The 24,699-nt window shown below is 72.6% G+C and carries 22 protein-coding genes; 11 read left to right on the plus strand and 11 right to left on the minus strand.

Translation table 11 applies throughout. The annotated features are described in order from the left end of the window. The first annotated feature begins 416 nt into the window (after nt 1-416). Nucleotides 417-2,144 carry a hypothetical protein gene (locus tag ACZ64A_RS03140; RefSeq protein ID WP_469807846.1) on the plus strand — a complete coding sequence of 576 codons (1,728 nt, stop codon included), beginning with the start codon at nt 417-419 and terminating at the stop codon, nt 2,142-2,144. 104 nt (nt 2,145-2,248) lie between these two features. On the opposite strand, the gene ACZ64A_RS03145 is transcribed toward ACZ64A_RS03140, so the two are convergent. After that, nucleotides 2,249-2,695 (minus strand): MarR family winged helix-turn-helix transcriptional regulator, encoded by a 447-nt coding sequence (locus ACZ64A_RS03145; RefSeq protein WP_469807848.1) that lies wholly within the window; start codon nt 2,693-2,695, stop codon nt 2,249-2,251. A 237-nt stretch (nt 2,696-2,932) separates the two neighbouring features. On the opposite strand from ACZ64A_RS03145, the gene ACZ64A_RS03150 reads away from it, so the two are divergent. Further along, entirely contained in the window at nt 2,933-4,270 is a 1,338-nt protein-coding gene (locus ACZ64A_RS03150; protein WP_469807849.1) for a 6-phospho-beta-glucosidase, read from the plus strand. Nucleotides 4,271-4,573: 303 nt separating this feature from the next. On the opposite strand, the gene ACZ64A_RS03155 is transcribed toward ACZ64A_RS03150, so the two are convergent. Continuing rightward, nucleotides 4,574-6,241, minus strand: coding sequence for a carbohydrate binding domain-containing protein (locus ACZ64A_RS03155; protein ID WP_469809035.1), 1,668 nt, complete (start codon nt 6,239-6,241; stop codon nt 4,574-4,576). 221 nt (nt 6,242-6,462) lie between these two features. Beyond that, entirely contained in the window at nt 6,463-7,548 is a 1,086-nt protein-coding gene (locus tag ACZ64A_RS03160) for an ATP-grasp domain-containing protein (protein ID WP_469807850.1), read from the minus strand. A 270-nt stretch (nt 7,549-7,818) separates the two neighbouring features. Here ACZ64A_RS03160 and ACZ64A_RS03165 point away from each other — a divergent pair, with 270 nt between their 5' ends. Both ACZ64A_RS03165 and ACZ64A_RS03170 read left to right on the plus strand, forming a co-directional pair. Beyond that, nucleotides 7,819-8,679 carry a metallophosphoesterase family protein gene (locus tag ACZ64A_RS03165; protein WP_469807851.1) on the plus strand — a complete coding sequence of 287 codons (861 nt, stop codon included), beginning with the start codon at nt 7,819-7,821 and terminating at the stop codon, nt 8,677-8,679. Further along, nucleotides 8,676-9,356, plus strand: a complete 681-nt coding sequence (locus ACZ64A_RS03170; protein ID WP_469807852.1) for a 4'-phosphopantetheinyl transferase family protein — start codon at nt 8,676-8,678, stop codon at nt 9,354-9,356. Before ACZ64A_RS03165 ends, ACZ64A_RS03170 begins: the two co-directional genes overlap by 4 nt. 651 nt (nt 9,357-10,007) lie before the next feature. Here the strand turns inward: ACZ64A_RS03170 and ACZ64A_RS03175 are convergent. The 3 genes from ACZ64A_RS03175 to ACZ64A_RS03185 form a co-directional block, all read right to left on the minus strand. Beyond that, complete coding sequence (locus ACZ64A_RS03175; RefSeq protein ID WP_469807854.1) at nt 10,008-10,238, minus strand: hypothetical protein; 231 nt, start codon at nt 10,236-10,238, stop codon at nt 10,008-10,010. A gap of 80 nt (nt 10,239-10,318) precedes the next feature. Further along, nucleotides 10,319-10,849 (minus strand): toxin-antitoxin system, toxin component, encoded by a 531-nt coding sequence (locus ACZ64A_RS03180; protein WP_469809037.1) that lies wholly within the window; start codon nt 10,847-10,849, stop codon nt 10,319-10,321. A gap of 32 nt (nt 10,850-10,881) precedes the next feature. After that, complete coding sequence (locus ACZ64A_RS03185; protein WP_469809038.1) at nt 10,882-11,538, minus strand: helix-turn-helix domain-containing protein; 657 nt, start codon at nt 11,536-11,538, stop codon at nt 10,882-10,884. A 238-nt stretch (nt 11,539-11,776) separates the two neighbouring features. On the opposite strand from ACZ64A_RS03185, the gene ACZ64A_RS03190 reads away from it, so the two are divergent. Then, nucleotides 11,777-12,445, plus strand: a complete 669-nt coding sequence (locus ACZ64A_RS03190) for an MmyB family transcriptional regulator (protein WP_469807855.1) — start codon at nt 11,777-11,779, stop codon at nt 12,443-12,445. 135 nt (nt 12,446-12,580) lie between these two features. On the opposite strand, the gene ACZ64A_RS03195 is transcribed toward ACZ64A_RS03190, so the two are convergent. Together ACZ64A_RS03195 and ACZ64A_RS03200 are read right to left on the minus strand one after the other, a co-directional pair. Then, nucleotides 12,581-13,363, minus strand: coding sequence for a cache domain-containing protein (locus tag ACZ64A_RS03195; RefSeq protein ID WP_469807857.1), 783 nt, complete (start codon nt 13,361-13,363; stop codon nt 12,581-12,583). 32 nt (nt 13,364-13,395) lie between these two features. Further along, complete coding sequence (locus ACZ64A_RS03200; protein ID WP_469807858.1) at nt 13,396-14,142, minus strand: FadR/GntR family transcriptional regulator; 747 nt, start codon at nt 14,140-14,142, stop codon at nt 13,396-13,398. 121 nt (nt 14,143-14,263) lie between these two features. On the opposite strand from ACZ64A_RS03200, the gene ACZ64A_RS03205 reads away from it, so the two are divergent. The 4 genes from ACZ64A_RS03205 to ACZ64A_RS03220 are packed head-to-tail and all read left to right on the plus strand — an operon-like array spanning nt 14,264 to nt 18,284. After that, entirely contained in the window at nt 14,264-15,343 is a 1,080-nt protein-coding gene (locus ACZ64A_RS03205) for an ABC transporter ATP-binding protein (protein ID WP_469807859.1), read from the plus strand. A 17-nt stretch (nt 15,344-15,360) separates the two neighbouring features. Then, nucleotides 15,361-16,554, plus strand: a complete 1,194-nt coding sequence (locus ACZ64A_RS03210) for an ABC transporter substrate-binding protein (RefSeq protein ID WP_469807860.1) — start codon at nt 15,361-15,363, stop codon at nt 16,552-16,554. A gap of 4 nt (nt 16,555-16,558) precedes the next feature. Further along, nucleotides 16,559-17,452: an ABC transporter permease gene (locus ACZ64A_RS03215; protein WP_469807861.1), complete on the plus strand. Its 894-nt coding sequence runs from the start codon at nt 16,559-16,561 to the stop codon at nt 17,450-17,452. A 16-nt stretch (nt 17,453-17,468) separates the two neighbouring features. Then, nucleotides 17,469-18,284, plus strand: coding sequence for an ABC transporter permease (locus tag ACZ64A_RS03220; protein ID WP_469807862.1), 816 nt, complete (start codon nt 17,469-17,471; stop codon nt 18,282-18,284). A gap of 25 nt (nt 18,285-18,309) precedes the next feature. Here the strand turns inward: ACZ64A_RS03220 and ACZ64A_RS03225 are convergent, their stop codons facing one another. Beyond that, nucleotides 18,310-19,596, minus strand: a complete 1,287-nt coding sequence (locus ACZ64A_RS03225) for an MFS transporter (RefSeq protein WP_469807863.1) — start codon at nt 19,594-19,596, stop codon at nt 18,310-18,312. Nucleotides 19,597-19,765: 169 nt separating this feature from the next. Here ACZ64A_RS03225 and ACZ64A_RS03230 point away from each other — a divergent pair, with 169 nt between their 5' ends. Continuing rightward, nucleotides 19,766-21,820 carry a phosphocholine-specific phospholipase C gene (locus tag ACZ64A_RS03230; protein WP_469807864.1) on the plus strand — a complete coding sequence of 685 codons (2,055 nt, stop codon included), beginning with the start codon at nt 19,766-19,768 and terminating at the stop codon, nt 21,818-21,820. Nucleotides 21,821-21,913: 93 nt separating this feature from the next. Beyond that, nucleotides 21,914-22,780, plus strand: coding sequence for an LURP-one-related family protein (locus ACZ64A_RS03235; protein ID WP_469807865.1), 867 nt, complete (start codon nt 21,914-21,916; stop codon nt 22,778-22,780). 30 nt (nt 22,781-22,810) lie between these two features. On the opposite strand, the gene ACZ64A_RS03240 is transcribed toward ACZ64A_RS03235, so the two are convergent. Then, entirely contained in the window at nt 22,811-23,797 is a 987-nt protein-coding gene (locus tag ACZ64A_RS03240) for a DMT family protein (RefSeq protein ID WP_469807867.1), read from the minus strand. Further along, nucleotides 23,794-24,633, minus strand: coding sequence for a phosphatase PAP2 family protein (locus ACZ64A_RS03245; protein WP_469807868.1), 840 nt, complete (start codon nt 24,631-24,633; stop codon nt 23,794-23,796). The genes ACZ64A_RS03240 and ACZ64A_RS03245 overlap by 4 nt, the downstream gene beginning before the upstream one ends. Nucleotides 24,634-24,699 lie beyond the last annotated feature (66 nt).

A 24,699-nucleotide genomic window follows, 5' to 3' on the forward strand; every position in this document is an offset into this window, starting at 1 on the left:
TGGCTCGGGCCGCGACCGGCCGCCATGGCTCGCGCCACGACCGGCCGCCATGGCTAGGGCCGCGACCGGCCGCCATGGCTCGGGCCGCGACCGGCCGCCATGGCTAGGGCCGCGACCGGCCGCCATGGCTCGCGCCGCGACCCGGCGCCATGGCTCGCGCCGCCACCGGAATCCTGAGCGACGGCGAGACTGTCGTCCGGCTTCCTTCGGCGTGACGGGCGACCGCTTCTCCTCGTCGGGGACGTGCCCGGCGAGAGACGTCACTGACCGGCACCTGCGGCCGATTCGAGCTGGATTGTCAGTGGTCGTCGATACCGTGGTGAACTCACTTGGAGGGGGACGCGATGGGGAAGCGTGAGCGCCGCAGGAAGCGGCACTGGGCCGCGGCTCGGCCGCAGCCGCCTGCCGTCCGGAGGGTGCTGTATCCGAATGCGCAACAGCCGCTCCTGGAGGTCCACATCCACCCGGACACCCCGGACGACATCGCGGAGATGTGCCGTCAGTACTGGGAGTTCACGACTCCCGGCCAGTGGACCCGGCACGTCGCCGCGATCGGCTCCACCTCGCTGGTTTACAGGGCCGTCCGCGGAGCGTGCCGGGCCGAGCTGCTGACCGTGGTGTGCCCCGGCTGCGCTGCTCCCACCGTGGTGACCAGCCGATCCGACATGGCGGCGACCGCCGTCTGGCGCCCTGACTTCCCGGCCGGACCGGTCGACGCGAACAAGGTGTGCACGGACTGCGCGGCCGCCCGAGCCGCTGCCCGGAAAGCAGAAGCCGAACGCGCGGCAGAAGCGCAGCGGCAGCAGGACACACAGCGGGTCGACGCCGCCGGTGCGTGGCTGGGCGAGCAGGCCGAGCGAGCCGTTCCCGACGTCCACCCCAGCCTCGTGGGTGCTCTCACCCTGATGGCCATGGTGGAGATCATGCAGGGGAAGGACACCGAGTCGGTCGGGCCTCTGCGCGATCTCGACTACACGCTGACCTCCTCGGCCGGCACCGACATCGAGGTCTTCCGGTCCCTCCATCAGGAGCGGTGGATCTGCCCCACCACCCCAGCGACCACCGGAGACTTCACCTACCACGACGACGGCACCGTCCGCGGGGTGTACGTCGCGCAGGTCCCCTGGCGGATCGCCCCAGGTCCAGGAGGGAAGACAACGGCGCGCCAGGAGATCACCCACCTGATCGGGCACCTGCTGCGCAACCGTGCCGCTGAGGTCCGCCGCCACGTGCGCGAACTCGAAGCCGGCATGGCCGTCGATTACCTCGAGGGCCTCCTCATCCGCAAGTACGACGAGGAACCCATTCCGGAGCACCGCCTTCCCGACGCCTACGACAGGTTCCTGAACGCACTCGAAGAAGGCTTCACCCTCGGGCAGCTCGTCGCGATCGCCTGGAGCTCCGCCGCCGGCTCCGTCGCATGGGGTCAGCGCACCCCTGGCCTCAAGCCGGGAAGCGTCTCCGCCGCCGCTGTCACCAACCTCGAGCGCCGCATCGGCTACGCCCGAGACCGCCGCATGGACGAGTACGACCTGCCCCACTGGGTCCCTCGCCCCGCCACCCACGCCACCGCACTGCGCCTGCTGGAGCAGCAGGCCTGCGAAGCCGAGGCGCTCGGCCGATTCCGCACTCTGAGACAGCGCGCCGAGTCCCGGGCCGTCGAGGCCGCCGAGTTCGACGGCGACATGGAGGACTTCGGTGAGGACCAGAAGCTGGGCGATTCCATGCACTCCTTGCTCGAGGACCTCCGCGCCGGCCGCAAGCGCGAGTCGAACGAGCGGCCGATCACGTACGCGCTCGTCACCCCCGACGGCAGCCTCGAGTTCCGCTCCCAACCGGTCGACACCATGCGGGACGAGGTCGGCGCCGCAGGGGCGGGCCTGGTGGACCGCATCACCCTGCCGGATCCGTCGCCTGTGCACGCCTACGTCGGTGAGCTGGTCACCGCCTCGGAAGAGCCGGCCAACCTGGTCGCCCACGAGATGCTCCGCCTGCTGGACTGCCACGACGGCCCGTTCTACGGGCCCATCTCGTTCTTCGCCGTCGGGCCGCGCGGTCCGCGGCCGCGGAGCCTGGACGAGGACCAGCAGGCCATGCTGCGCGCGGCACACGAAGTGGCCCGCGGGCGCGTCGGGATGTCCTGACGACCGGCGGCGCAGCCTGCACCGCGTCGGGCGCGCTTGGGCCCCCGCGGTGCGGCGCGGTGCGGCGCCTGCGGCCGACGGGTCCTCGCCGTCGCTGCCGCGGCTCAGTCGAGGCCGGCCTCCGCGATGCGCCGGAGCAGCGTGTGCAGTGTCTCGCGGTCGGTGTCGTCGAGCGGGGCGAGGAGTTTCGCCGTCACGCGCCGGCCCGCCTCGTCGGTACCGCGCAGGAAGGCGCGGCCGGTCTCGGTCAGGACGACGATCCGGCTGCGGCGGTCGTCGGGCGCCGGTCGCCGCTCCGCCAGGCCCTGCTTCTCCAGGTCGTCGACGAGGCCGACGATCGCGCTCGGGTCGTATCCGAGCCGGGCGGCCAGCTCGCGCTGGAGGGCACCCTCGGAGGTGGCGAGGAAGCGCAGCACCGCGTAGTGGCGCAGGCGCAGCCCGGACTCCTGCAGGAACGCGTTGAACAATTGTCCCGAGCGCAGACCGAGCCGGTAGAGCAGATAGCCGGCGTCCGCGTGCAGCGCGCGCATCCACGGCTCGTCCGCGTCCATTGGGGTGGGCTGCTTCGTCTGCCGCGGGCTGATGGCGCTCTCCCTGGGTCTCGGTCGTCGGGTGTCCCAGGATGCCGGATCCTGGGGTCCGCAACAACTATTGCGTCCTGCAATTATTGGTCCAGAGCTCCGGCGGTGCCGGACGGCACCGCGTGACCACGCCGCCCGGGCAGGAGCGCCGACGGAGCGGTCGGGCGGCGGGTAGGGTGCCCGCGTGGCGGACGAGGTGGGAGCGGTATGAGGCTGACGATTCTGGGCGGCGGCGGATTCCGGGTGCCGCTGGTGTACGGGGCGCTGCTGACGGACCGCGCCGAGGGCCGCGTCACCGAGGTGGTCCTGCACGACGTGGACGCCGGCCGGCTCGGCGCGGTCGCCCGGGTGCTGGCCGAGCAGGCGGCGCCCGTGCCGGACGCCCCGCGCGTGACGACGACCACCGACCTCGACGAGGCGCTGCGCGGCGCCGACTTCGTCTTCTCCGCGATCCGCGTCGGCGGCCTCGCGGGCCGCGCCGACGACGAGCGGGTCGCGCTGGCCGAGGGTGTCCTCGGCCAGGAGACGGTCGGCGCGGGCGGTATCGCCTACGGGCTGCGCACGGTGCCGGTCGCCGTGGACATCGCGCGCCGCGTGGCCGCTCTGGCGCCGGACGCGTGGGTCATCAACTTCACCAACCCGGCCGGACTGGTCACCGAGGCCATGTCCCGGCATCTCGGGGACCGGGTCATCGGCATCTGCGACTCGCCGGTCGGCCTCGGCCGCCGTATCGCCCGGGTGCTCGGCGCGGACCCGGCGCAGGCGTGGATCGACTACGTCGGCCTCAACCATCTCGGCTGGGTGCGCGGCCTGCGCGTGGCCGGGCGCGACGAACTGCCGCGGCTGCTCGCCGACGACAAGCTGCTCACCTCCTTCGAGGAGGGCAAGCTGTTCGGCGCCGAGTGGCTGCGCTCGCTGGGCGCGATCCCCAACGAATACCTGCACTACTACTACTTCAACCGCGAGACCGTGGCCGCCTATCAGCAGGCCGAGCGCACCCGCGGCGCCTTCCTGCGCGACCAGCAGGCCCGCTTCTACGACGAGGTCCGCGACCCGGCGACGCCCGCCCTCGCCGCCTGGAACCGCACCCGTGCGGAGCGGGAGGCGACCTATATGGCGGAGAACCGGGAGGCGGCCGGCGCGGGCGAGCGCGACGCCGACGACCTGTCCGGCGGCTACGAGAAGGTGGCGCTGGCGCTGATGCGGGCCATCGCCCGTGACGAGCGCACCACGCTGATCCTCAACGTCCGCAACCGCTCCACGCTGGCGGCGCTGGACGCCGACGCGGTGATCGAGGTGCCCTGCCTGGTCGACGCGAACGGCGCCCACCCGGTGGCGGCCGACCCGCTGCCCGGCCATGCGACCGGGCTGGTCTGCGCGGTGAAGGCCGTCGAGCGTGAGGTGCTCGCGGCGGCGGAGTCGGGTTCCCGGGAGACGGCGGTGAAGGCGTTCGCGCTGCACCCCCTGGTCGACTCGGTGACCGTGGCACGGCGCCTGACCGACGGCTACCGGGCCGTGCACCCGGGACTGGCGTATCTGACCTAGTCAGGGGGTGTCTCGCCGATCACGCCGGGCTCGCGACGCCCGGTCGACGAGACACCCCCTAGGCCCCGGCCGGCTCGGTGACGTGCTGCGGGCCGGCCGGCCGCTCCCCCGTGCGCAGCGGCCGGCCGGTCCGATCCCCCGTGCTTCCCCCGTGCGATCCCGGTGCTTCCCCCGTCCGGGATCCTGTGGTGCTTCCCCCGTTCCCGGTATCGAGAGCGCCGGGGCCACCGTCTGATACACCCCCGCGGGAAAAAAGTTCCCCCCGGCGCCGGAGGCCGGGGGGAACCGGGGTGGGGGGTGGGCTCAGCCGGTGAACCCGGCCGTGATGGAGGTGAACTGCCAGTTGCTCTGGCTGGTTCCTGAGCAGTTCTCGGCCACGCCGCCGCCCGGGCAGGGCCGGTCGCGGTTGACCGACCAGAAGGCGAGCCGGGCGATGTGGTGGGAGTTCGCCCAGTCGCGGATCTGGGTCCAGATCTGCGGCGTGGTGTTCTCCTGCTGGTCGGACAGACCGTTCATGCCGGAGATGCCGATGTGGGAGTAGGCGGTCGCGTCGTCCCACCCGAAGGTGGACTTCAGCTTGGCCTTCAGCCCCTCGGCCGCGTTCACGGTGTTGCCGTACATGTCCGAGCCGCCGCCGAAGTCGAACGGCATGATGGTGAAGACGTCGATGTCGGCGCCCAGTGACTTGGCCTGCTCGATGAGCCGGTTGCCGTAGTACGTCGGACCGGTGGTCGACGTCCCGAAGGTCACGATGGTCTTCAGGCCGGGGTTGTTCGCCTTGACCGTCTTCAGCGCGGTGAGGATCTTCGCCTGGACGGCCTCGTTCTCGAACTCGTCGGTGTTCTCGATGTCCATGTCGATCGCCTTCAGGCCGTAGGCGTCGATCACCTTCTGGATCGCCCCGGCGAGCGCGCTCGCGGAGGAGCAGTTGGCGCCGAGCTTGCTGCCCTGCCAGCCGCCGAACGAGGGGACGATGTCACCGCCCGCGGAGCGGATCGCGTTGATGGCGGACTGGTCGGCCCCGCCGGTCAGCGCCCGCTGCCCGTCCCAGGCGGGGGTGCAGCCGCCCGAGTCCAGCACGAAGGCCATCGTGAACCACTTCACGCCCGTCGCGCTCATCACCGTCGTCGGGCTCGGCGGGTCGCCCCAGCCCTCGTACAGATACGGCGCGGCCTGCTTGAAGCCGCCGCCTCCGCCGCCGGTGCCGGCGTCCGTGGTGACCGTGACGGCGTTGGAGGCGCCGGAGACGTTCCCGGCCGCGTCGCGCGCCTTCACCGTGAAGGTGTAACTCGTGCTCGCCGACAGCCCGCTGACCGTGGCGCTGGTCCCGGAGGCGCTCGCCACCTTGCTCGCGCCGCTGTAGACGTCGTAGCCCGTGACGCCGACGTTGTCGCTCGAGGCGTTCCACTTCAGCGACACGCTCGAGGACGTCTTGCCGGTGGAGGTGAGGCCGGAGGGTGCGGTGGGCGCCTGGGTGTCGGAGCCGCCTCCGCCGCCGCCCGGCCCGTCGAGGCTGATGTCGTCTGCGTAGTAGGTGCCCTGCGCGTACCACCCGTGGACGTAGAGGGTGGCACTGGTCTGGGAGGCGCCGGTGGTGAACGACACCGACAGTGGGCTGTACGCCGACGGCGACGACGTCCATGTCGAGGCGCCGCCGTCGACGCCCAGGTAGACGTAGGAGCCGCGCACCCAACTCTGCAAGGTGTAGGTGGTGTTGGGCTGGACGGAGACGGTCTGGCTGCACTTGGCGATGTCGCTGGAGGTCACCGCGCCGGCGAGGGCCTTGCCGCCGCTGTGCACGGGGGAGGAGACGACCGAGCCGAGGTTGCCGGTGCAGGACCAGGGGGAGAGGGAGCCGGACTCGAAGCCGGGGTTGCCGAGGATGTTGGCCGCCTGCGCGGTCCCGGGCAGGGCGATGGCGCCGGTCAGCGCGAGCGCGCCGGAGCCGAGCAGGGCGAGCAGGCGACGCATGGGGCGTCTGGGGGGTGTGGAGCGCACGCGATCTCCCTGAAGGAATGGGGGTGTTCGGGAGTGCACGGATGTGCGGGGGTGGTGCGCGCACCAATGTGGTATGGACCAATCGGCCCGTCAAGGCTCCGGACGGAAATTGGTCCATACCGGTGGGGCCGGTGGGGGTGGGTGTGCGGGGATGGCGGCGGAAGGGGTTGGCGGCAGCGCACGGAGCAGGAGCCCTAGAGCGGCAGTGCCTCGCCCGCCCGCGCGCCGACGGAGTCGACCCGTTGCGCCGGCAGCGTCACCGACCGCAGCGCCCGCGGCCCCGCCACCACCGTGTAGTCCGGCCCCAGGAACGGCGGTTCGATCACCCCGGGGTCCTCACCCAGGGCCAGCTTCACCGCCGCCCACGGCACGTTCACCCCGCACAGCGACAGCTGGTGCAGCCCGCCCGCCGGGCGTGTGTTGACGTCCATCAGCACCGGCCGGTCGCCGAACATGCGGAACTGCACATTGGACAGATGGTGCAGCCCGAAGCCCTCCGCGATGCGCCGGGCGGGCTCCAGCCACCGCTCGTGCAGGGTGAAACCCCGGCGGCGGCCGTTCTTGGTGCGGCCGATGGCGAGCCGGATCCGGTTGTCGGGACCGGTGAGGCAGTCCACCGACACCTCCGGCTGCTCCAGCCGCGGCATCACCAGCCAGTCCACCGGCTCCTCGGCCCGCCGCAGCGCGTCCACCACCAGGTCGAGGTTCACGTACGGGCTCGGGAAGCCGCTGAGCTGGACGAGCGAGAAGGGGGCGCGGCTCACCACCCGGAAGCCCACCCCGCCCGCCCCGGACGCCGGCTTGAAGCACGCCTGGTGACCGGCCGCCTCCAGTTCCTCGACGGCGGCCACGAACTCGTCCGGGGTACGCACCCGCCACCACGGCGGCACCGGCACCCCGATCGCCTGCACGGCTTCGTAGGCGACCACCTTGTCCTGGAAGACGGCGACGGCCTCCGGCGTCGGCGCGAGCAGGGCCGTGCCCGCCGCGGCGAACTCCGCGCGCTGCGCCGTGATCGCCGCCTGGTGCAGCCGGGGCACGAACACGTCGATGCCGCGCCGCCGGCACTGGTCGAGGGCGTACTCGACGTACGCCGCCGACGACAGGCCCTCCGGCTCCGGCTCGGAGGTGTCCGCCGCGGCCGGCACCGGGGAGTCGGGATCGCCGTGGGTGGCGTGGATCTCCACGGCCCGGTCCTCGGGATTTCGCCGCAGCTGATCCATGAAGAACACGTTCTCCGCGTACGTGCGGTTGAGCCAGACGCGTACGCGAGAGACCATGCAGGCCGCCTTCCGGGTATGCGGGCAGGACTCGGCGGCCCGTGCCCGGGCAGAAGTGAGGGAGGGACACCGAACCGCCCTGCGTTCAGGGAGCCCCGGCGGTGGTGTCGGGGGGATCATACGGCTTTCCCGGGGCCCCGCGTGCAACGCCTGTGTTACGGCTTGCGGGACGGGCCCCGGACGCGCCGCGGGCACCCCTCCGGGGCCGCGCGCCCACCGCGTACGGTGTGTTCTGGTGGTGGGGGTTCGTGCGACGGAGGGGGAAGGCACGTGACATCGAGGGCCCGGGGCGAAGGCCGGCTGCTGGCCGTCAGCGACCTGCACATCGGCTACCAGGAGAACCGGGCGCTGGTGGAGCGGATGCGCCCGGAGACCGACGACGACTGGCTCCTGGTGGCCGGTGACGTCTCGGAGACCGTCGCCGACGTCCGCTGGGCCCTGAAGACCCTCGCGAGCCGCTTCCGCCAGGTGGTGTGGGTGCCGGGCAACCACGAGTTGTGGAGCCATCCGAGCGACCCGGTCGCGCTGCGCGGCGTCGCCCGCTACGACCACCTCGTCGACGTCTGCCGCGATCTCGGCGTCCTGACGCCGGAGGACCCCTATGCCGTCTGGGAGGGCCCCGGCGGGCCGGTGGCCGTCGCCCCGCTCTTCCTGCTGTACGACTACTCGTTCCTGCCGGCGGGCTGCGCGACCAAGGAGGAGGGGCTGGCCTACGCGCGCGGCACCGGGATCGTCTGCAGCGACGAGAAACTGCTGCACCCCGACCCCTACCCGACGCGGGACGACTGGTGCCGGGCCCGCGTGGCGCTGACCGAGCGGCGGCTCGGCGAGCTGCCCGACGGCCTGCCGGTCGTGCTCGTCAACCACTACCCGTTGCACCGTCACCCGACCGAGGTGCTCTGGTACCCGGAGTTCGCCATGTGGTGCGGCACCACGCTCACCGCCGACTGGCACCGCCGCTTCGACGTCGCCGCCATGGTCTACGGCCACCTGCACATCCCGCGCACCACCCACCAGGACGGCGTCCGCTTCGAGGAGGTCTCGGTGGGCTACCCGCGCGAGTGGCGCAAGCGGTCCGAGCCACCGGGGCGGCTGCGCCGTATCCTCCCGGCGGAGGTGGGCCGGGCGTGATCGAGGAACTCCTGCCGTCCTGCGTCGTCGCCGTCGAGACCTACGACCTCGACGGCGACGACGAGGCACTGCTGCACCCCGAGGAGGCGGCCGTCGTGGCACAGGCGGTGCCCAAACGGCGCCGCGAGTTCGCCGCCGTACGGGTGTGCGCCCGGCGCGCGATGGACAAGCTCGGCGTGGAACCGCAGCCCCTGCTGCCCGGGGAACGCGGCGCGCCGCGCTGGCCCCGTGGGGTGACCGGCAGCATGACCCACTGCGAGGGCTACGCCGCTGCCGCGCTCGTCGCCGCGGCGGATCTGGCCTCGCTCGGCATCGACGCGGAGCCGCACCGGCCGCTGCCGGACGGGGTGCTGAACGCGGTGTCGCTGCCCGCGGAGCGGCGCCGCCTGGCCGAGCTGGCCGTGGCGCTGCCCGGGCTGCACGCGGACCGGCTGCTGTTCAGCGCCAAGGAGTCCGTCTACAAGGCGTGGTTCCCGCTCACCGGCCGCTGGCTGGACTTCACGGAGGCGGACATCGACCTCCGGCCCGCCCCGGACGGCCGCCCGCACGGCACCCTGCGCGCCGAACTCCTCGTCCCCGGCCCGTCGCTGAACGGCCGCGTCGTCCAGCACTTCTCGGGCCACTGGACAGCAGCCCGCGGCCTACTCGCGACGACGGTGACGGTGCCACACGCTTGAGCAGCGGGGGGAGGCCGCGCCACGCGCGTGAACGGCGCGGGGGTGGCCGTGTCCCACGCGTGAGCGGGCGCGGCGGGGGCTGCGCCACGCCGGCCCACCCGCGCCCCCGCCGGGCCGCCCCGCCACGCCGGGCCACCCGCGCCCCCGCCGGGCCGCCCCCGCCGCGCCGGGCCGCCAGGCGACCGCGCCGCGCCGGGCCGGGCCGCCAGGCGACCCCGCCGGGCGAGGGCGTCGGGCCGCGAGCGGGGTCGGCCCCGCTGTCGCTGGTGCGGCGTCCCGTTGCGTCGGACCGCACCGCGCGGGTCGCGGGGCGGGCCCCCGGGCCCCGTCAGGACGCCGGCGAGGGGCGACCCGTCGCCCCCGCCACGCCGGCCCACCCGCGCCCCCGCCGGGCCACCCCCGCCCCCGCCGGGCCGCCCCCGCCCCGCCGGGCCGCCCCCGCCGCGCCGGGCCGCCAGGCGACCGCGCCGCGCCGGGCCGGGCCGCCAGGCGACCCCGCCGGGCGAGGGCGTCGGGCCGCGAGCGGGGTCGGCCCCGCTGGCGCCGGTGCGGCGTCCCGTTGCATCGGACCGCACCGCACCGCGCCGGTCGCGGGGCGGGCCCCCGGGCCCCGTCAGGGCGCCGGCGAGGGCGTCGCGCCCCCCGGCCCCGTCAGGCGTGCCAGCCGTGCAGCAGGTGGAAGAACGACTCCTCGTTGCCGGTCAGGCCCGCCTCGGCGAGGGCCTGGTCCGCCTCGGCCAGGACCGCGGTCGGGACCGGGGGAGGGCCGGGCACCCCGGGCGGGCCCGCCCCGTCGTCGTAGACGGCCCGGACGGTGTGCAGCAGCCGCAGATAGGCCTGAACGGCGGTGCGCTCGCGGTCGGTCAGTACGGTGGTCGGCATCGGCCCTCCCCGTGTAGGCGTGATGAGACCAGCTTGCCGTCCCCCACTGACAATCGGGCTCAGCCGCTCCGGCGTCCCGCTCAGCCCTGTGGGCCCAGATAGCCGAGTGAGGCCTCGATGCGGCCCGCCAGGCGGTCCCGTTGCACGGGTGCGCGCAGTGCCGAGCCCGCCAGCCAGGTACGGCACCGGCTGGCCAGCAGCATGCCGAAGGCCTCCGCCTCCTGCTCCTCGCCCTCGTCGAAACGGGTGCGCGCCGCGATCGCACGCACCGTCGCGCGCAGGTCGACGTCCTCGCCCAGCAGCCGTGCGGCGACCGTCGCGCCGCCGACGGGATGGCCGCCGTGCCCGGCCTGCATGTGCCACAGCTCGTGCCCGAGGATCACCAACTGGTGGTCGGGCGCGGTGCGTTCCTCCAGGACGACGAGATCCTGGTCGGCCATGTCGAGCCAGAGTCCGCTGGCCGTGCCCGGCGGGAACGGGGCGGTGCGCAGCCGCACGGGCCGGCCGCGGCGCCGGCCCATCGCGGAGCACAGCGCGGTGTACAGCTCGACCGGCGGTGCCGGTGCCGGCAGGTCGAGTTCGGTGACCAGCGCGCCGCACAGACGGCGCATGTCCCTGGCGATGCCCACGGTCCTCCCCCGGTTCACGACTCGGGCCGCTTGACGCTCTCCAGAAGCATGTCCAGCCATTCGGCGACCTTGTCACGGTGCTGGTCGGTGGGCAGTTGTGCGGCCCGCCAGGCGATGCCGCGCACCCCGTGGTCCTGCAGCAGCCGCTCCAAGGGGTCGTCGGCGGCCGCGGCCGCCGCCCGCTCCCGGTCGGCGAGCCGCTGCAGGAGATCCTGTTCGGTGCGCTGCAGCGCGCCCGCGAGCGCCTCCGGGTCCTCCGCGGTCAGAAAGCCCGCGTGGACGCGGAAGAAGCGCTGGAGGGCGTCGCAGTGCTCCATGGTGGGGCGCCGGTCGCCGTTGATCAGCGCGCCCGCCTGCTGCCGCGACATGCCGGCGCCGTCGGCGATCTCCTGCTGGGTGTAGCGGCGCCCGTTGGGCTTGAGCCGGGTGCGGCGCAGCAGGTCCAGGCGTTGCAGGAACCGCGCCTGGACGTCGGGCTCTCCGGCCGGGCGGCCGCCGAGCAGGGCCTTGACCACGGGCTCGGGGACACCGCAGGCCACGGACAGGCGGGCGGTGTCGAACACCTCGGAGTGCGGCACGCCGAGCCGGTCGGCGAGTGCGGTGACCCGGGTGACGACGGCGGACAGCACAGCGGACGGAGTGGCGTCCGGAACCTCGAAGCCATCCGTCACCGACAGGTCTCCCACGTCTCTCACAGCCCTCTCACAGGCGTGTCGCGCCGCACCGGCAGTCGTGAACTGCCCGGAGATTATCCGCTGGTTCGAACTTCCATCCAGGTCTCGCCACAACTGTGGCCAATTTCAGCCGTCAACGAGCGCGGAATGCCACGATAGTTGACACGGCAAGTGTCCGGGCACGAGGATCGGGGCGCCGCGTGAAGGCCGCAGAGTCATAAGGGGTGACCTCCCGATGGCATATCAGGCAGGTGGGCAGCGGCCGGCGCCGCGGCTCGTCCCCGACTCTCCCGAGGCCCAGGCCTATCTCCAGGACTGCACCACGCTGATGGCCGCGCTCTCGCTGCCGTCCCTGGTGGTGGACCACCGCTGGGACGTGGTGCTGGCCAACGCCGCTTATCAGTCACTTTTCCGGGCGGTCGCCCCGCATCCGACGGCGATGCCCGGCGACAACTTCCTGCGGTTCGTGCTCTTCCACCCGGACGCGGGCGCGGTCCTGGGCGACCACGAGACGAGCTGGTGCCTGCCGATGCTGGCGCAGTTCCGCACCGCGCTGGAGCGGCACGCGCACGATCCGGTGCTGCAGGCGGTGCGCCGGGACATCGCCCAGGATCCGATCATGGAGGCCGCGTTCCGGCAGGGGCTGCCCCACTGGATGCGCGCGGTGGGGGAGGAGGGCCTGCGGCAGGACGGCGCGGTACGGCCGCTGCTGCACCCCGATCCGCGCCGGGGCGCCACGGAGTGCCGGCTGATCGACGAGACGACGCCGGTGCTGCGGGAGATGGGCTGCACCCGGCTCACCCTGGTCCTGCGCGAGCCCCGCCGCACGGCCCCGCCCCCGCGCGGCCGCCGCCGAGCCCGCTCGGCGGCCCACCTCACGGTGGTCCCCACCCCCGGCACCTGACGGGTCACCGCCGGCGTTCAGGTCGCCGACGGCACCCGTGCCACCGGGGGAGGGGGCGGCCGGGCCCGCCCCGGCCCGGCCTCTGCCCGCACCCGAGCACACACCCCCCGCCCGGACGCAGTGCACCGCCGTCGCTCAGTCGGTCCTCAGGGTCAGCAGGAGGGGGACCTCGCCGCAGGGGAGAAGGTGCAGGCCCGGCAGGGCTGTCGCGTGGGGGTGGTCCAGGGCGCCGGCGAAGTCGGGGCCCTTGGTCAGGGAGCCGGCCAGGTGGGTGGGGTCGGCGGAGGCCGCGACGCGGCCCCGGGCGTTGACCAGGCGAGCCGGCAGCCGCAGGGTGCGCAGCAGCGGCAGGACCGCCGCCTCGAAGTGCCGCAGATAGACGTCCGCCGCGGCCACGCCGGCGAAGCGGCCCGCGACCGTGACCGGCGCGGACAGCGTGAGGCTGTACTCGTCCGAGCAGAGATAGTCGACGTAGGGACCGGCCACGGCGCGCCGGCCGGTGTCACGGGGCAGCGCGAACCACTCCCAGTGCGTGTAGTCCGCGTACGCCGACTGCTCCGGGTCCAGATACGGCAGCAGCGGCCGTACGTCCCCCTCGGGCCCGCACTGCCACCACTCCAGCCATGCGGGAGCGTCCGCAAGCAGCTCCGGTGCCGCCACGAAACCGACCCCGGAGATCAACTCCTGCCGCCGCAGCCGTAGATGGAGCGCGGGCCGCAGCGCGGCGAGGTCCGCGCTGGTGGGGCGGCGGCCGGTCGCGGCCACCGCGCTCAGCAGGGCTGCCGTCTCGTCGGCGGTCGCGAGAACGGCCGCGAACACCGCCTCCAGCGCACCGCCCACCCGGTGCGCCACCCGCCGGGCGGCGCCGAGGTCCGGCGCGGGCGGAGCGGTGGCGGCAAGGCCGGGGCTCGAGCTCATGGCGCCCTCCAGCAGCCGGGGCCGTGACAGGCCTACAGGGCGAGCCGTACGGCGATCAGCCGTGCCGTCGACTCCCGTACGCACCGCTCGGCCAGCGCGCCGGCCGAGTCGTGGGCCCCATCTTGCACCGCCGAGATCACGGCGCGGTGACGGTCCGCGACTTCTTCACGACATGCGCCCGCGTCGTCACCGAGGACCAGGCACAACAGCGCCCCGATCTCCGTCTGGAGCGCGACCTGTTCGCGGGTCAGCCGCGCGGACTGCGCGGCGGCGGCCAGCTCCACGTGGAAGCGGCCGTACATCCGGGCGCGGGCGGCGGCGTCCTTAGCGGCGGTGAACTCCTCCATCGTGCGCCGCAGCTGCGTCAGGTCCTCCGGCTCGGTGCGCTGCGCCGCGAGCCGGGCCGCCGCCCCGGACAGCGCCGCCCAGTGGTCACCGAGGTCGCGCAGCTCCTCGGTGCTCCAGCCGCGCAGCCGGGTCCGCAGGCGCTCCTCGGCGGGCAGGTCCGGCAGGGAGACGAAGCTGCCGCCGCCCCGGCCGCGCCGGGTGGTGACCAGACCCTGCTGGCGCAGGGCCATCAGTGCCTCCCGGAGGGTCACCGTGGACACGCCGAGCTGCCCGGCCAGCTCGCTCTCGCCGGGCAGTTGCTCGCCGTCGGCGAGCAGGCCGAGCTCGATGGCGTCGCCGAGCCGGCGCACCACCGTCTCCACCCGGGCCCGGCTGTCGAGCGGCGCGAAGACGGCCGCGCGGGCGCCGCCGGCTGTCTGCTGCTGTTTCACGGCCACCACCTTGTGCGTTGACTCAAGCTTTACCCTAAGGGGGCCTTGAGCTTTGAACTATGACTTCATATGTTTTCGCTCCATCGGTCAACGCTCGAAGGCGTCAGAAAGGTTCCCGCCCATGGAGGGGATTGCTGAAGGGAAGGCCGGCGGGACTCCGGGGGAGCCCGCCGCAGGGGCGGCCGTCCGGCTGCGGCAGCTGCGGAAGTCGTTCGGCGACACCACCGCCGTGGCCGGGGTCGACCTGGAGATCCGCGACGGGGAGTTCTTCTCCATGCTCGGCCCGTCCGGCTCGGGCAAGACCACGGTCCTGCGCATGATCGCCGGCTTCGAGACCCCGACCGCGGGCCGGATCGAACTCGCCGGACAGGACGTGACCCGCCGCGCGCCCTTCGAACGCGATGTGCACACCGTCTTCCAGGACTACGCCCTCTTCCCGCACATGACGGTCGAACAGAACGTCGCCTACCCCCTGAGGATCCGCAAGGTCCCCAAGCCCGAACGCCTGGTCCGCGCCCGCAAGGCCCTCGCCGAGGTCCGCCTGGACGGCTACGGCAAGCGCCGCCCCGCACAGCTCTCCGGCGGCCAGCGCCAGCGCGTCGCCCTCGCCCGTGCCCTCGTCGGCCGCCCCCGGGTGCTGCTGCTCGACGAGCCGCTCGGCGCCCTCGACCTGCGCCTGCGCGAGCAGATGCAGGTCGAGCTGAAGGCGATCCAGCGCGAGGTCGGCATCACCTTCGTCTTCGTCACCCACGACCAGGAGGAGGCCCTGACGATGAGCGACCGCATCGCCGTCTTCCACCAGGGCCGCATCGAACAGGTCGGCACCCCCGCCGAGATCTACGAACGCCCCGCCACCGGCTTCGTCGCCTCCTTCGTCGGCACCTCCAACCTGCTGGACGGCGAGTCCGCCCACCGCATCGTCGGCGCCCCCGGCACCTACAGCATCCGCCCCGAGAAGATCCGCGTCCGAAAGGAGGCCGACGGCGCCGACGAGCCGGAGCACTCCTCGGCCACCGGCACCGTCGCCGAGGTCGTCTACCTCGGCGACGCCACCCGCTTCCTCGTCGACCTCGACGCCGGCGGCCGCCTCACCGCCCTCCAGCAGAACCTCGAGACCTCCTCCGAGGACGTCGCCGCCTACCGCGGCACCCGGGTCCGCCTCCAGTGGCACCGCCGCCACGCCGTCCACGTCCCCCACTGATCCGACTGGAGTACGTCATGCGCTTCACCCCCGCATGGAAGGCCGCGGCCGCCGCCGCGCTGCTGCTCGCCGCCACCGCCTGCGGCTCCTCCGGCACCAAGGCGGGCGCGGGCGGCCTCAACCCGCCCGACCTCAAGGCCCCCTCCCGGCTCGGCACACCCGAGGGCCAGGTCAACCTGATCGCCTGGGCCGGCTATGTCGAGGACGGCTCCGACGACCCCAAGGTGAACTGGGTCTCCGGTTTCGAGAAGCAGACCGGCTGCCAGGTCCACTCCAAGGTCGCGGCCAGCTCAGACGAGATGGTCAAGCTGATGAAGACCGGCGAGTACGACGCCGTCTCCGCCTCCGGCGACGCCTCGCTGCGCCTGATCGCCTCCGGCGACGCGGCCCCCGTCAACACCGCCCTCGTGCCGAACTATAGGGACGTCTTCAGCGGCCTGAAGAACGGCGCCTGGAACTCCGTGCACGGGAAGATGTACGGCATCCCGCACGGCCGCGGCGCCAACCTGCTGATGTACAACACCCAGAAGGTCAGCCCCGCACCGACCTCCTGGTCCGCCGTCTTCGACGACGCCCCGAAGTACAAGGGCCATGTCACCGCCTACGACTCGCCGATCTACATCGCCGACGCGGCGCTGTACCTCAAGGCCACCAGGCCCGAGTTGAAGATCACCAATCCGTACGCGCTGGACCAGAAGCAGTTCGACGCGGCCGTCGGCCTGCTGAAGAAGCAGAACGCGGACGTCGGCGAGTACTGGAGCGACTACCTGAAGGAGGTCTCCGCCTTCAAGAGCGGCGACTCCCTCGTCGGCACCACCTGGCAGGTGATCGCCAACCTCACCGCCGACGAGGGCGCCAAGGTGAAGGCGTTCGTGCCCAAGGAGGGCTCCACCGGCTGGTCCGACACCTGGATGGTCTCGGCCAAGGCCAAGCACCCCACCTGCGCCTACAAGTGGCTCGACTGGATCGTCTCACCCAAGGTCAACGCCCAGGTCGCCGAGTACTTCGGCGAGGCCCCGGCCAACTCCAAGGCGTGCGCCCTGACCAGCGACAAGAACTTCTGCACGGTCTACCACGCAGCCGACGAGGGCTACTGGAAGAACATCGCCTTCTGGAACACGCCCATCGAGCAGTGCCTGGACGGCCGCACGGACGTCCGCTGCGTGCCGTACGCCAAGTGGGTCCAGGCCTGGACCGAGATCAAGGGCTGAAGCCATGACCGCCGTCACCCCCGAGACCGCCGGACGCGACCGTGTCCGGCGGCTCGCGGGGGCGCTGCACCGGCGCCCCCGCCTGCGTCTGTCCCTGCTGCTGACCGCCCCGCTGCTGTGGCTGGCGGTGCTCTACCTCGGCTCGCTCACCGTGCTGTTCGTCGCCGCGTTCTGGACGACGGACTCCTTCACCTCCCAGGTCGTCAAGGTCTTCTCGGCCGACAACTTCCGCGCGCTGTTCACCACCCCGGTCTTCCGCCAGGTGATCGTGCGCAGCATCGGCGTCGCCCTCGCCGTCACCGTCCTGTGTGCGGTGATCGCCTTCCCGCTCGCTTTCTACACCGCCCGCGTCGCCCGGCCGAAGTGGCGGCCGCTGCTGGTGGTCGCGATCCTCACCCCGCTGTGGGCGAGCTACCTGGTCAAGGTGTACGCCTGGCGGCTGATCCTCTCCGAGGGCGGCCTCGCCGACTGGATGCTGAAGCCGTTCGGGCTGTCCGGCCCGGGGTTCGGGCTGCCGGCGACGGTGCTGACCCTGACGTACCTGTGGCTGCCGTACATGATCCTGCCGGTCCACACCGCGCTGGAGCAGCTGCCCGGGGCGCTGCTGGACGCCTCCGCCGACCTCGGGGGCCGGCCCTGGCGGACGTTCCGGTCCGTGGTGCTGCCGATGGTGCTGCCGGGCGTGGCCGCCGGGTCCGTCTTCACCTTCTCGCTCAGCCTCGGCGACTACATCACCGTGCAGATCGTCGGCGGCAAGACCCAGCTGATCGGCAACCTCGTGTACTCCAACATCGAACTCAACCTGCCCATGGCCGCGGCCCTCGGCACGGTCCCGGTCGTCGTCATCGTGCTGTACCTGCTGGCCATGCGCCGCACGGGTGCGCTCAGCAGCCTGTAGAGGAGGTGTCCGACTCGTGCAACTGTCCCGTCCCGCGCGCATCGCGCTGCGCACCGCCGCCGGGCTCGGCTTCGCGGTGATCTACGTGCCGCTGCTGCTGGTCCTGGTCAACTCCCTGAGCCCGGACCGCAGCGCGAGCTGGCCGCCACCCGGGCTGACCCTGCACTGGTGGCAGGTGGCCTGGGAGAACTCCGGGGCCCGCGCGGCCCTGTGGGTGTCGGTGAAGGCCGGCCTCGGAGCGACCGCGATCGCCCTGGTGCTGGGCACGCTGATCGCCTTCGCCGTCGCCCGGTACCGCTTCTTCGGCCGCGACGCGCTGTCCTTCGTCGTCGTCCTGCCGATCGCGCTGCCCGGCATCGTCACCGGCATCGCGCTCAACTCCGCCTTCTCCACGGTGCTCGAACCGCTCGGTGTGGGCCTCGGCCTGTTCACCGTGGTCGTCGGGCACGCCACCTTCTGCATCGTCGTGGTGTTCAACAACGTGGTGGCGCGCCTGCGGCGCACCTCCCGCTCGTACGAGGAGGCCGCCGCCGACCTCGGCGCGCACACCTTCCGGGCCTTCGCCGACGTCACCTTCCCTCTGGTGCGCACCGCGCTGCTGGCGGGCGGGCTGCTGGCGTTCGCGCTGTCCTTCGACGAGATCGTGGTGACCACGTTCACCGCCGGACCCGGGGTGCAGACCCTGCCGTTGTGGATCTTCGAGAACATGACCCGCCCGCAGCAGGCCCCGGTGGTGAACGTGGTCGCGGCCGTCCTGGTCCTGCTCTCCGTCGTCCCGATCTACGTCGCCCAGCGGCTGTCCGCCGACACGGCGACCGGCAGCCGGGTGTGACGGCCCGGGGCAGGGCTCCGGTCGGTCAGCGCTCCAGTTCCCGGTGGGCGGTCTCGGGCAGCCGCAGGTACACCAGCGAGGACACCAGGCACAGCACGGCGACGTACCAGGGGAACAGGCCCGCCTGCCCCCACTGCTTGAACAGCGTGCCGACGTACGGCGCGGTGCCGCCGAAGAGGGCGACCGTGAGCGAGTACGGAAAGCCGATACCGGCCGCGCGCACGCGAGGCGGGAACACCTCGGCGTTGACGGCGGCGCTGATGGAGGTGAAGCCGGTCAGCAGCACCATGCCCGCGCACTGCACCAGCAGCAGCACAGCGAAGGAGTCGCGCAGCGCGTGCAGCAGCGGCACGCACAGCAGCGCGAAGCCCAGCCCGAAGAACAGCAGCAGGGGGCGGCGGCCGAGCCGGTCGGAGAGCAGCCCGCCGAGCGGCTGCAGCACGGCGAAGAACGCCAGTGAGATCGTCCCCGCGAGCAGCGCGTCGGGCTTCGCGACGCCCGCCTCGAGTTCGGCGTAGGTGGGCAGGTACGACGTCCAGGTGTAGTAGGCGAGGGTGCCGCCCGCGGTGATGCCGGCGATCAGCAGTGACTGCCGTGGATGGCGACGCAGCGCCTCGAACAGGCCGGGCCTGGGCGCCCGCTGCTGTTCGTCGCTGCGGGTCTCCTCGGCGCCCCGCCGGATCCAGAACCCGACCAGGCTGAACAGGCCACCGAGCCAGAACGGCACGCGCCAGCCCCAGCCGTTCATCGAGGACTCGGCGAGGGTGTCGACGAGCAGCGTCGCGATCCCGGAGGCGACGAGCTGTCCCGCGGTCGTGGAGACGTACTGGAAGCTGGAGAACAGCCCGCGCCGGCCCGGGCCCGCCGACTCCACCAGGAAAGTGGTCGAGGCGGCGAACTCCCCGCCCACCGAAAGCCCCTGGAGCAGTCGGGCGGCGACCAGCACCACCGGCGCCGCGAGCCCCGCCGAGGCGTAGGTCGGGGTGAGACCGACCAGCAGGCTGCTGCCGCCCATCAGCAGGATGGTGACCGTCAGCGCGGCCCGGCGTCCGCGCCGGTCGGCGATGGCGCCCATGACCAGCCCGCCCACGGGCCGCATGAAGAAGCCGACGGCGAACACGGCGAACGTCGACAGCAGCGGCACCAGGGAGTTCCCCGTGCCCTTGGGGAACACCGCCCGGGCGAGGTAGGTCGCCAGGAACGTGTAGGCGTACCAGTCGTACCACTCGACGGCATTGCCCACAGAAGCGGCAAGAAGCTGCCGTATGGGGCGTTTTGTCCTGGTCGGTACCGTCGTCCTCGTCACTGTCATGATCGCGACCTCCCCGGGTGGCCGGTTCCGCACACCTGCCGTAGCGATGAGTTCACATGAGTGCCACCAGACCCTTCCCTGACGTTTGATGCTCTTGGAACACTCGCTGCGCGCACATTCCGTCATTCACCGGCGAGTTGCCGCCGCCACGACGAGAGGTCTGTCCCCCATGCCCGAAGTGAACCGGCGTCGCTTCCTCCAACTCGCGGGCGCCACCACGGCGTTCACCGCGCTGTCCGCGAGCATCCAGCGCGCCGCCGCCCTCCCGGCGAACCACCGCACGGCCTCCGTCGAGGACGTCGAGCACATCGTCGTCCTCATGCAGGAGAACCGGTCCTTCGACCACTACTTCGGCACCCTCAGAGGCGTCCGCGGCTTCGGCGACCCCCGCCCGGCCACCACCCGGCCCGGCGCCAAGCCCGTCTGGTACCAGTCCGACGGCACCAAGGACATCCTCCCCTTCCACCCCGACGCCGACGACCTGGGCATGGCCTTCCTCCAGGACCTCCCGCACGGCTGGAACGACGGGCACGCCGCCTTCGACGGGGGCAAGTACGACAAGTGGGTGCCGTTCAAGGGCTCCACGACGATGGCGTACCTGAACCGCGACGACATCCCGTTCCACTACGCGCTCGCCGACGCCTTCACCATCTGCGACGCGTACCACTGCTCCTTCATCGGCTCCACCGACCCCAACCGCTACTACATGTGGAGCGGCTACGTCGGCAACGACGGCACCGGCGGCGGCCCCGTCCTCGGCAACGACGAGAAGGGGTACGGCTGGACGACGTACCCCGAACGCCTGGAGAGCGCCGGGGTGTCCTGGAAGATCTACCAGGACGTCGGTGACGGCCTCGACGCGAGCGGCGGCTGGGGCTGGATCTCGGACGCCTACCGCGGCAACTACGGCGACAACTCGCTGCTGTACTTCAACCAGTACCGCAACGCCCAGCCGGGCAGCCCGCTGTACGACAAGGCCCGCACCGGAACCGACTACCGCAAGGGCGAGGGCTACTTCGACCGGCTCAAGGCCGACGTGGCGGCCGGGAGGCTGCCGCAGGTGTCCTGGATCGTCGCCCCCGAGGCGTTCACCGAGCACCCGAACTGGCCGGCCAACTACGGCGCCTGGTATGTCGCCCAGGTGCTGGACGCGCTCACCTCCAACCCCGAGGTGTGGGCGAAGACCGCGCTGTTCATCACCTACGACGAGAACGACGGCTTCTTCGACCATCTGATACCGCCGTTCCCGCCCGGCTCCGCCGCCCAGGGCAAGTCCACCGTCGACGTCTCCCTCGACGTGTTCAAGGGCGACGCGAGCCATGTCGCCGGCCCCTACGGGCTCGGCCAGCGCGTCCCCATGCTGGTGGTCTCCCCCTGGAGCAAGGGCGGCTACGTCTGCTCCGAGACGCTGGACCACACCTCCATCATCCGGTTCATCGAGAACCGCTTCGGCGTGCGCGAGCCGAACATCTCGCCCTGGCGCCGGGCCGTCTGCGGCGACCTGACCTCCGCCTTCGACTTCTCCCGCACCGACACCGGCCGCGTCACGCTGCCCGACACGGCCGGCTACGAGCCGCCGGACCGTCTGCGCCACCCCGACTACAAGCCCGTCCCGCCGGCCACCGGGGCGCTGCCCAAGCAGGAGCGGGGGCTGCGGCCGGCCCGCCCGCTGAAGTACGACCCGGCCGTGGACGGCAAGGTCGACGCGGCGGCCGGGAAGTTCACCCTCACCTTCGCCTCCGGCGCCGCCGCCGGTGCGGCCTTCCTCGTCACCTCCGGGAACCGCACCGACGGCCCCTGGACGTACACCACGGAGGCCGGGAAGTCCCTTGCGGACACCTGGAACTCGGTGTATTCGAGCGGTTCCTACGACCTCACCGTGCACGGCCCGAACGGTTTCCTGCGCGCCTTCAAGGGCCGCAACAAGGTCACCGGTCCCGAGGTCACCGCCCGGCGGAGCGGGGACGGTCTGGAGCTGACCTTCACCAACTCCGGTTCCGGCACCGCGGGTCTGACCGTGATCGACGGCTACGGCGGGGCCAAGCGCTCGGTGAGCGTGCGGCCGGGCGCCACCGTGAAGCAGCTCGTCGACCTGACGGGGAGCCGGCGCTGGTACGACCTGACCGTGACGGCCGACGGTGACGCGTCCTATCTGCGGCGGTTCGCCGGACATGTCGAGAATGGTCAACCCGGCGTCAGCGACCCTGCGATCGCCACGGTCTGACCGGCGTTCAGGCTTCGGACGGCGGGCGCCCGGGTCACGGGCGCCCGCCGGAACGACGGTTGCTTTCCGGCCGGTGCGCGATAGTGTGCCCCGGTGACCACGCATTCGAACACACCTGCAGGTTGGTACCCCGACCCGCACGGGGCGCAGCAGACCCTGCGGTACTGGGACGGTACCCAGTGGACCGAGCACACCCACGCCGACCAGCAGGCTCAGCCCCAGGCCCAGGGCCACCACCCCCAGGCCCCGGCACAGGCCCCGGCCGCCCCGCAGCTGCCGGCGCAGCAGGCCGGTCCCGACCCGCGCGTCCAGCGCCAGGTCCAGCAGCAGGCCGGTGTCGCCGGGGGCGGCGCCGGTGGCGGAACCCTGTTCTCCGAGCCGGTCCTGGTGGTGAACCAGAAGGCCAAGCTGATCGAGCTGACCAACGAGTACAAGGTCATGGACCAGCACGGCCGGGAGCTCGGCGCGGTCGTCCAGGTCGGTCAGAGCGTCCTGCGCAAGATCGTGCGGTTCCTGTACAGCATCGACCAGTTCATGAAGGTCAAGCTGGAGATCCGCGACGCCTACGGTCAGCCGGTGATGCTGCTGACCCGTCCGGGTAAGATCTTCAAGTCCCGGGTGATCGTCGAGCGCCCCGACGGCACGCCGGTCGGTGAGATCGTCCAGCAGAACGTCTTCGGGAAGATCAACTTCGCGATGATGGTGAACGGCCAGAAGGTCGGTGCCATCAAGGCGGAGAACTGGCGCGCGTGGAACTTCGCGATCGTCGACCACGCGGACAACGAGGTGGCCCGGATCACGAAGACCTGGGAAGGCCTCGCCAAGACGATGTTCACGACCGCGGACAACTACGTCCTGCAGATCCACTACCAGCTGCCGGACCCGCTGCTCAGCCTGGTCGTCGCGACGGCCCTGACAGTCGACACCGCGCTGAAGCAGGACTCCCGCGGCCTCGGCTGAGGCCGCCGTCTCTCAGCGCACGTCACCGTCTCAGAGCACGCTCAGGTGCCCCGGTTCGCTCGTCGGCCGGGGCACCGCCGCGTTCGGGTCCAGGGCGAGAACGGCCGCCACGGGGTGCTCGTCGTCCACGGGTGCGGGTGCGTCCACGGGTGCGGGCGCCGTCGCCGGTGCCGGTCCCGGTGCGGGTGTCCCGGCCGGCTGCGGGGTCGCCCGGGACAGCAGCACCACACCCCAGGCCGCGCACCCCGCGCCCGCGAGCGCGAGCAGGATGCCGAGCGCGCCGCCCTGGAGCCGCTCGCCCAGCAGGGCCACGCCGATCACGGCGGCGGCGACGGGGTTGGCCAGCGTCACCACCGCAAGCGGAGCGCCGAGGCCGCCCCGGTAGGCGGTCTGCGACAGCAGCAGCCCGCCCGTCGCGAACGCCGCGACCAGCACCGCCACCCCGATCACCTGCACGCTCAGCAGCGGACCGGTGTGGTCGGTGGCGGCCACGGTGACCGTCTGGGTGAGCGCGGAGGCCACGCCCGAGGCCAGCCCGGACGCGGTCGCGTGCCGCAGGCCCGGCCGGGCGCCCGGCCGGGACAGCGTGCCGATCAGCGCGGCCGTGGCGCCTGCGACCGCCAGCGCCTCGGGCACGCTCAGCACGTCCGCCGGCGCGGGACCGGACGCGGTGACAAGGATCGCGCCGAGCCCGAGCAGCGTGAAGCCGGTGCCCCGCCATTCGATCGCGCTGACCCGGCGCCCCGCCATCCGCGCCCCCAGCGGCACCGCCGCCACCAGGGTCAGCGCCCCGAGCGGCTGTACGACGGTGAGCGGGCCGTACTTCAGCGCGACCACGTGCAGCAGGGCCGCGCCGGCGTTCAGCCCGACCGACCACCACCAGGCTCCGCTGCCCAGCATGTGCAGCAGCCCGGCGCCGGACGACCGGGACGCGAGTCGTTCCTGGGCGACCGCCGCGGCGGCGTAGGCGACGGCGGAGAACAGCGACAGGACGACGGCGAGCAGGGCGGCGTTCACCGGGCCACCCCCGCGAGCTCGCGCTCCTCGGCGGGCAGCAGCTGCTCGCGCCCCCGGCCGGCGGTCGTCGTCGTCCGGTACGGCGGATGGATCACCGCGAGGGCGGCGCCGAGCAGGGCCGTCGCGACGATCGCGTCCAGCCAGTAGTGGTTGGCCGTGCCGACGACGACGAGCAGGGTCAGCGCGGGGTGCAGCAGCCAGAGCCAGCGCCACCGTGAGCGAGTGGCGGCGATCAGGCCGATCGCGACCATCAGGGCCCAGCCGAAGTGCAGCGACGGCATCGCCGCGAACTGGTTCGACAGGTGGTCGCTCTGCGGCGGCCCGTACACCGACGGGCCGTAGACCCGCGCGGTGTCGATCAGTCCGGTCCCGGCGAGCATCCGCGGCGGGGCCAGCGGGAACGTGAGATGCAGCACCAGGGCGGCCGCGGTGAGGACGGCCAGGACCCGGCGGGCCCAGACGTAGTGGGCCGGGCGGCGCAGGTACAGCCAGATCAGGAAGGCCGCCGTGACCGGGAAGTGCACGGTCGCGTAGTAGGTGTTCGCCAGGTGGACCAGCGTGTCGCCGTGCAGCAGCAGCGACTGCACGGCGCCCTCGCCGGGCAGGTGGAGGGTCCGCTCCAGGTCCCAGACGTGGCGGGCGTCGCGGAAGGCATCGCCGGTGTGACCGGTGGCCAGCTGCCGGCCGAACTTGTAGACGAGGAAGAGCCCGGCGACGAGCAGCAGCTCGCGCAGGAGCGGCGGCCGCGCCGTGCGCGCGGCTGTGTCGCCCGGCTCGGCGTGTTCCGGTCCGGCTGCTTCTGGTTCCGGTTCTTCAGGCTCGGTGCGGGCGTTCATCCCCCGGCCCCTTCACTGACGGTGGTGCGGTGCTTCTCATCGATACGACTGCGTACCGATACGCCA

This window comes from Streptomyces sp. NPDC104814 (assembly GCF_055583185.1).

Coding starts and splice junctions, on each gene's coding strand:
- ACZ64A_RS03145 (WP_469807848.1), bottom strand. CDS start 2,695: ATGGACGCGGACGAGCCGTGGATGCGCGCGCTGCACGCGGACGCCGGC.
- ACZ64A_RS03150 (WP_469807849.1), top strand. CDS start 2,933: ATGAGGCTGACGATTCTGGGCGGCGGCGGATTCCGGGTGCCGCTGGTG.
- ACZ64A_RS03155 (WP_469809035.1), bottom strand. CDS start 6,241: ATGCGTCGCCTGCTCGCCCTGCTCGGCTCCGGCGCGCTCGCGCTGACC.
- ACZ64A_RS03160 (WP_469807850.1), bottom strand. CDS start 7,548: ATGGTCTCTCGCGTACGCGTCTGGCTCAACCGCACGTACGCGGAGAAC.
- ACZ64A_RS03175 (WP_469807854.1), bottom strand. CDS start 10,238: ATGCCGACCACCGTACTGACCGACCGCGAGCGCACCGCCGTTCAGGCC.
- ACZ64A_RS03180 (WP_469809037.1), bottom strand. CDS start 10,849: ATGCGCCGTCTGTGCGGCGCGCTGGTCACCGAACTCGACCTGCCGGCA.
- ACZ64A_RS03190 (WP_469807855.1), top strand. CDS start 11,777: ATGGCATATCAGGCAGGTGGGCAGCGGCCGGCGCCGCGGCTCGTCCCC.
- ACZ64A_RS03195 (WP_469807857.1), bottom strand. CDS start 13,363: ATGAGCTCGAGCCCCGGCCTTGCCGCCACCGCTCCGCCCGCGCCGGAC.
- ACZ64A_RS03205 (WP_469807859.1), top strand. CDS start 14,264: ATGGAGGGGATTGCTGAAGGGAAGGCCGGCGGGACTCCGGGGGAGCCC.
- ACZ64A_RS03210 (WP_469807860.1), top strand. CDS start 15,361: ATGCGCTTCACCCCCGCATGGAAGGCCGCGGCCGCCGCCGCGCTGCTG.
- ACZ64A_RS03215 (WP_469807861.1), top strand. CDS start 16,559: ATGACCGCCGTCACCCCCGAGACCGCCGGACGCGACCGTGTCCGGCGG.
- ACZ64A_RS03225 (WP_469807863.1), bottom strand. CDS start 19,596: ATGACAGTGACGAGGACGACGGTACCGACCAGGACAAAACGCCCCATA.
- ACZ64A_RS03230 (WP_469807864.1), top strand. CDS start 19,766: ATGCCCGAAGTGAACCGGCGTCGCTTCCTCCAACTCGCGGGCGCCACC.
- ACZ64A_RS03245 (WP_469807868.1), bottom strand. CDS start 24,633: ATGAACGCCCGCACCGAGCCTGAAGAACCGGAACCAGAAGCAGCCGGA.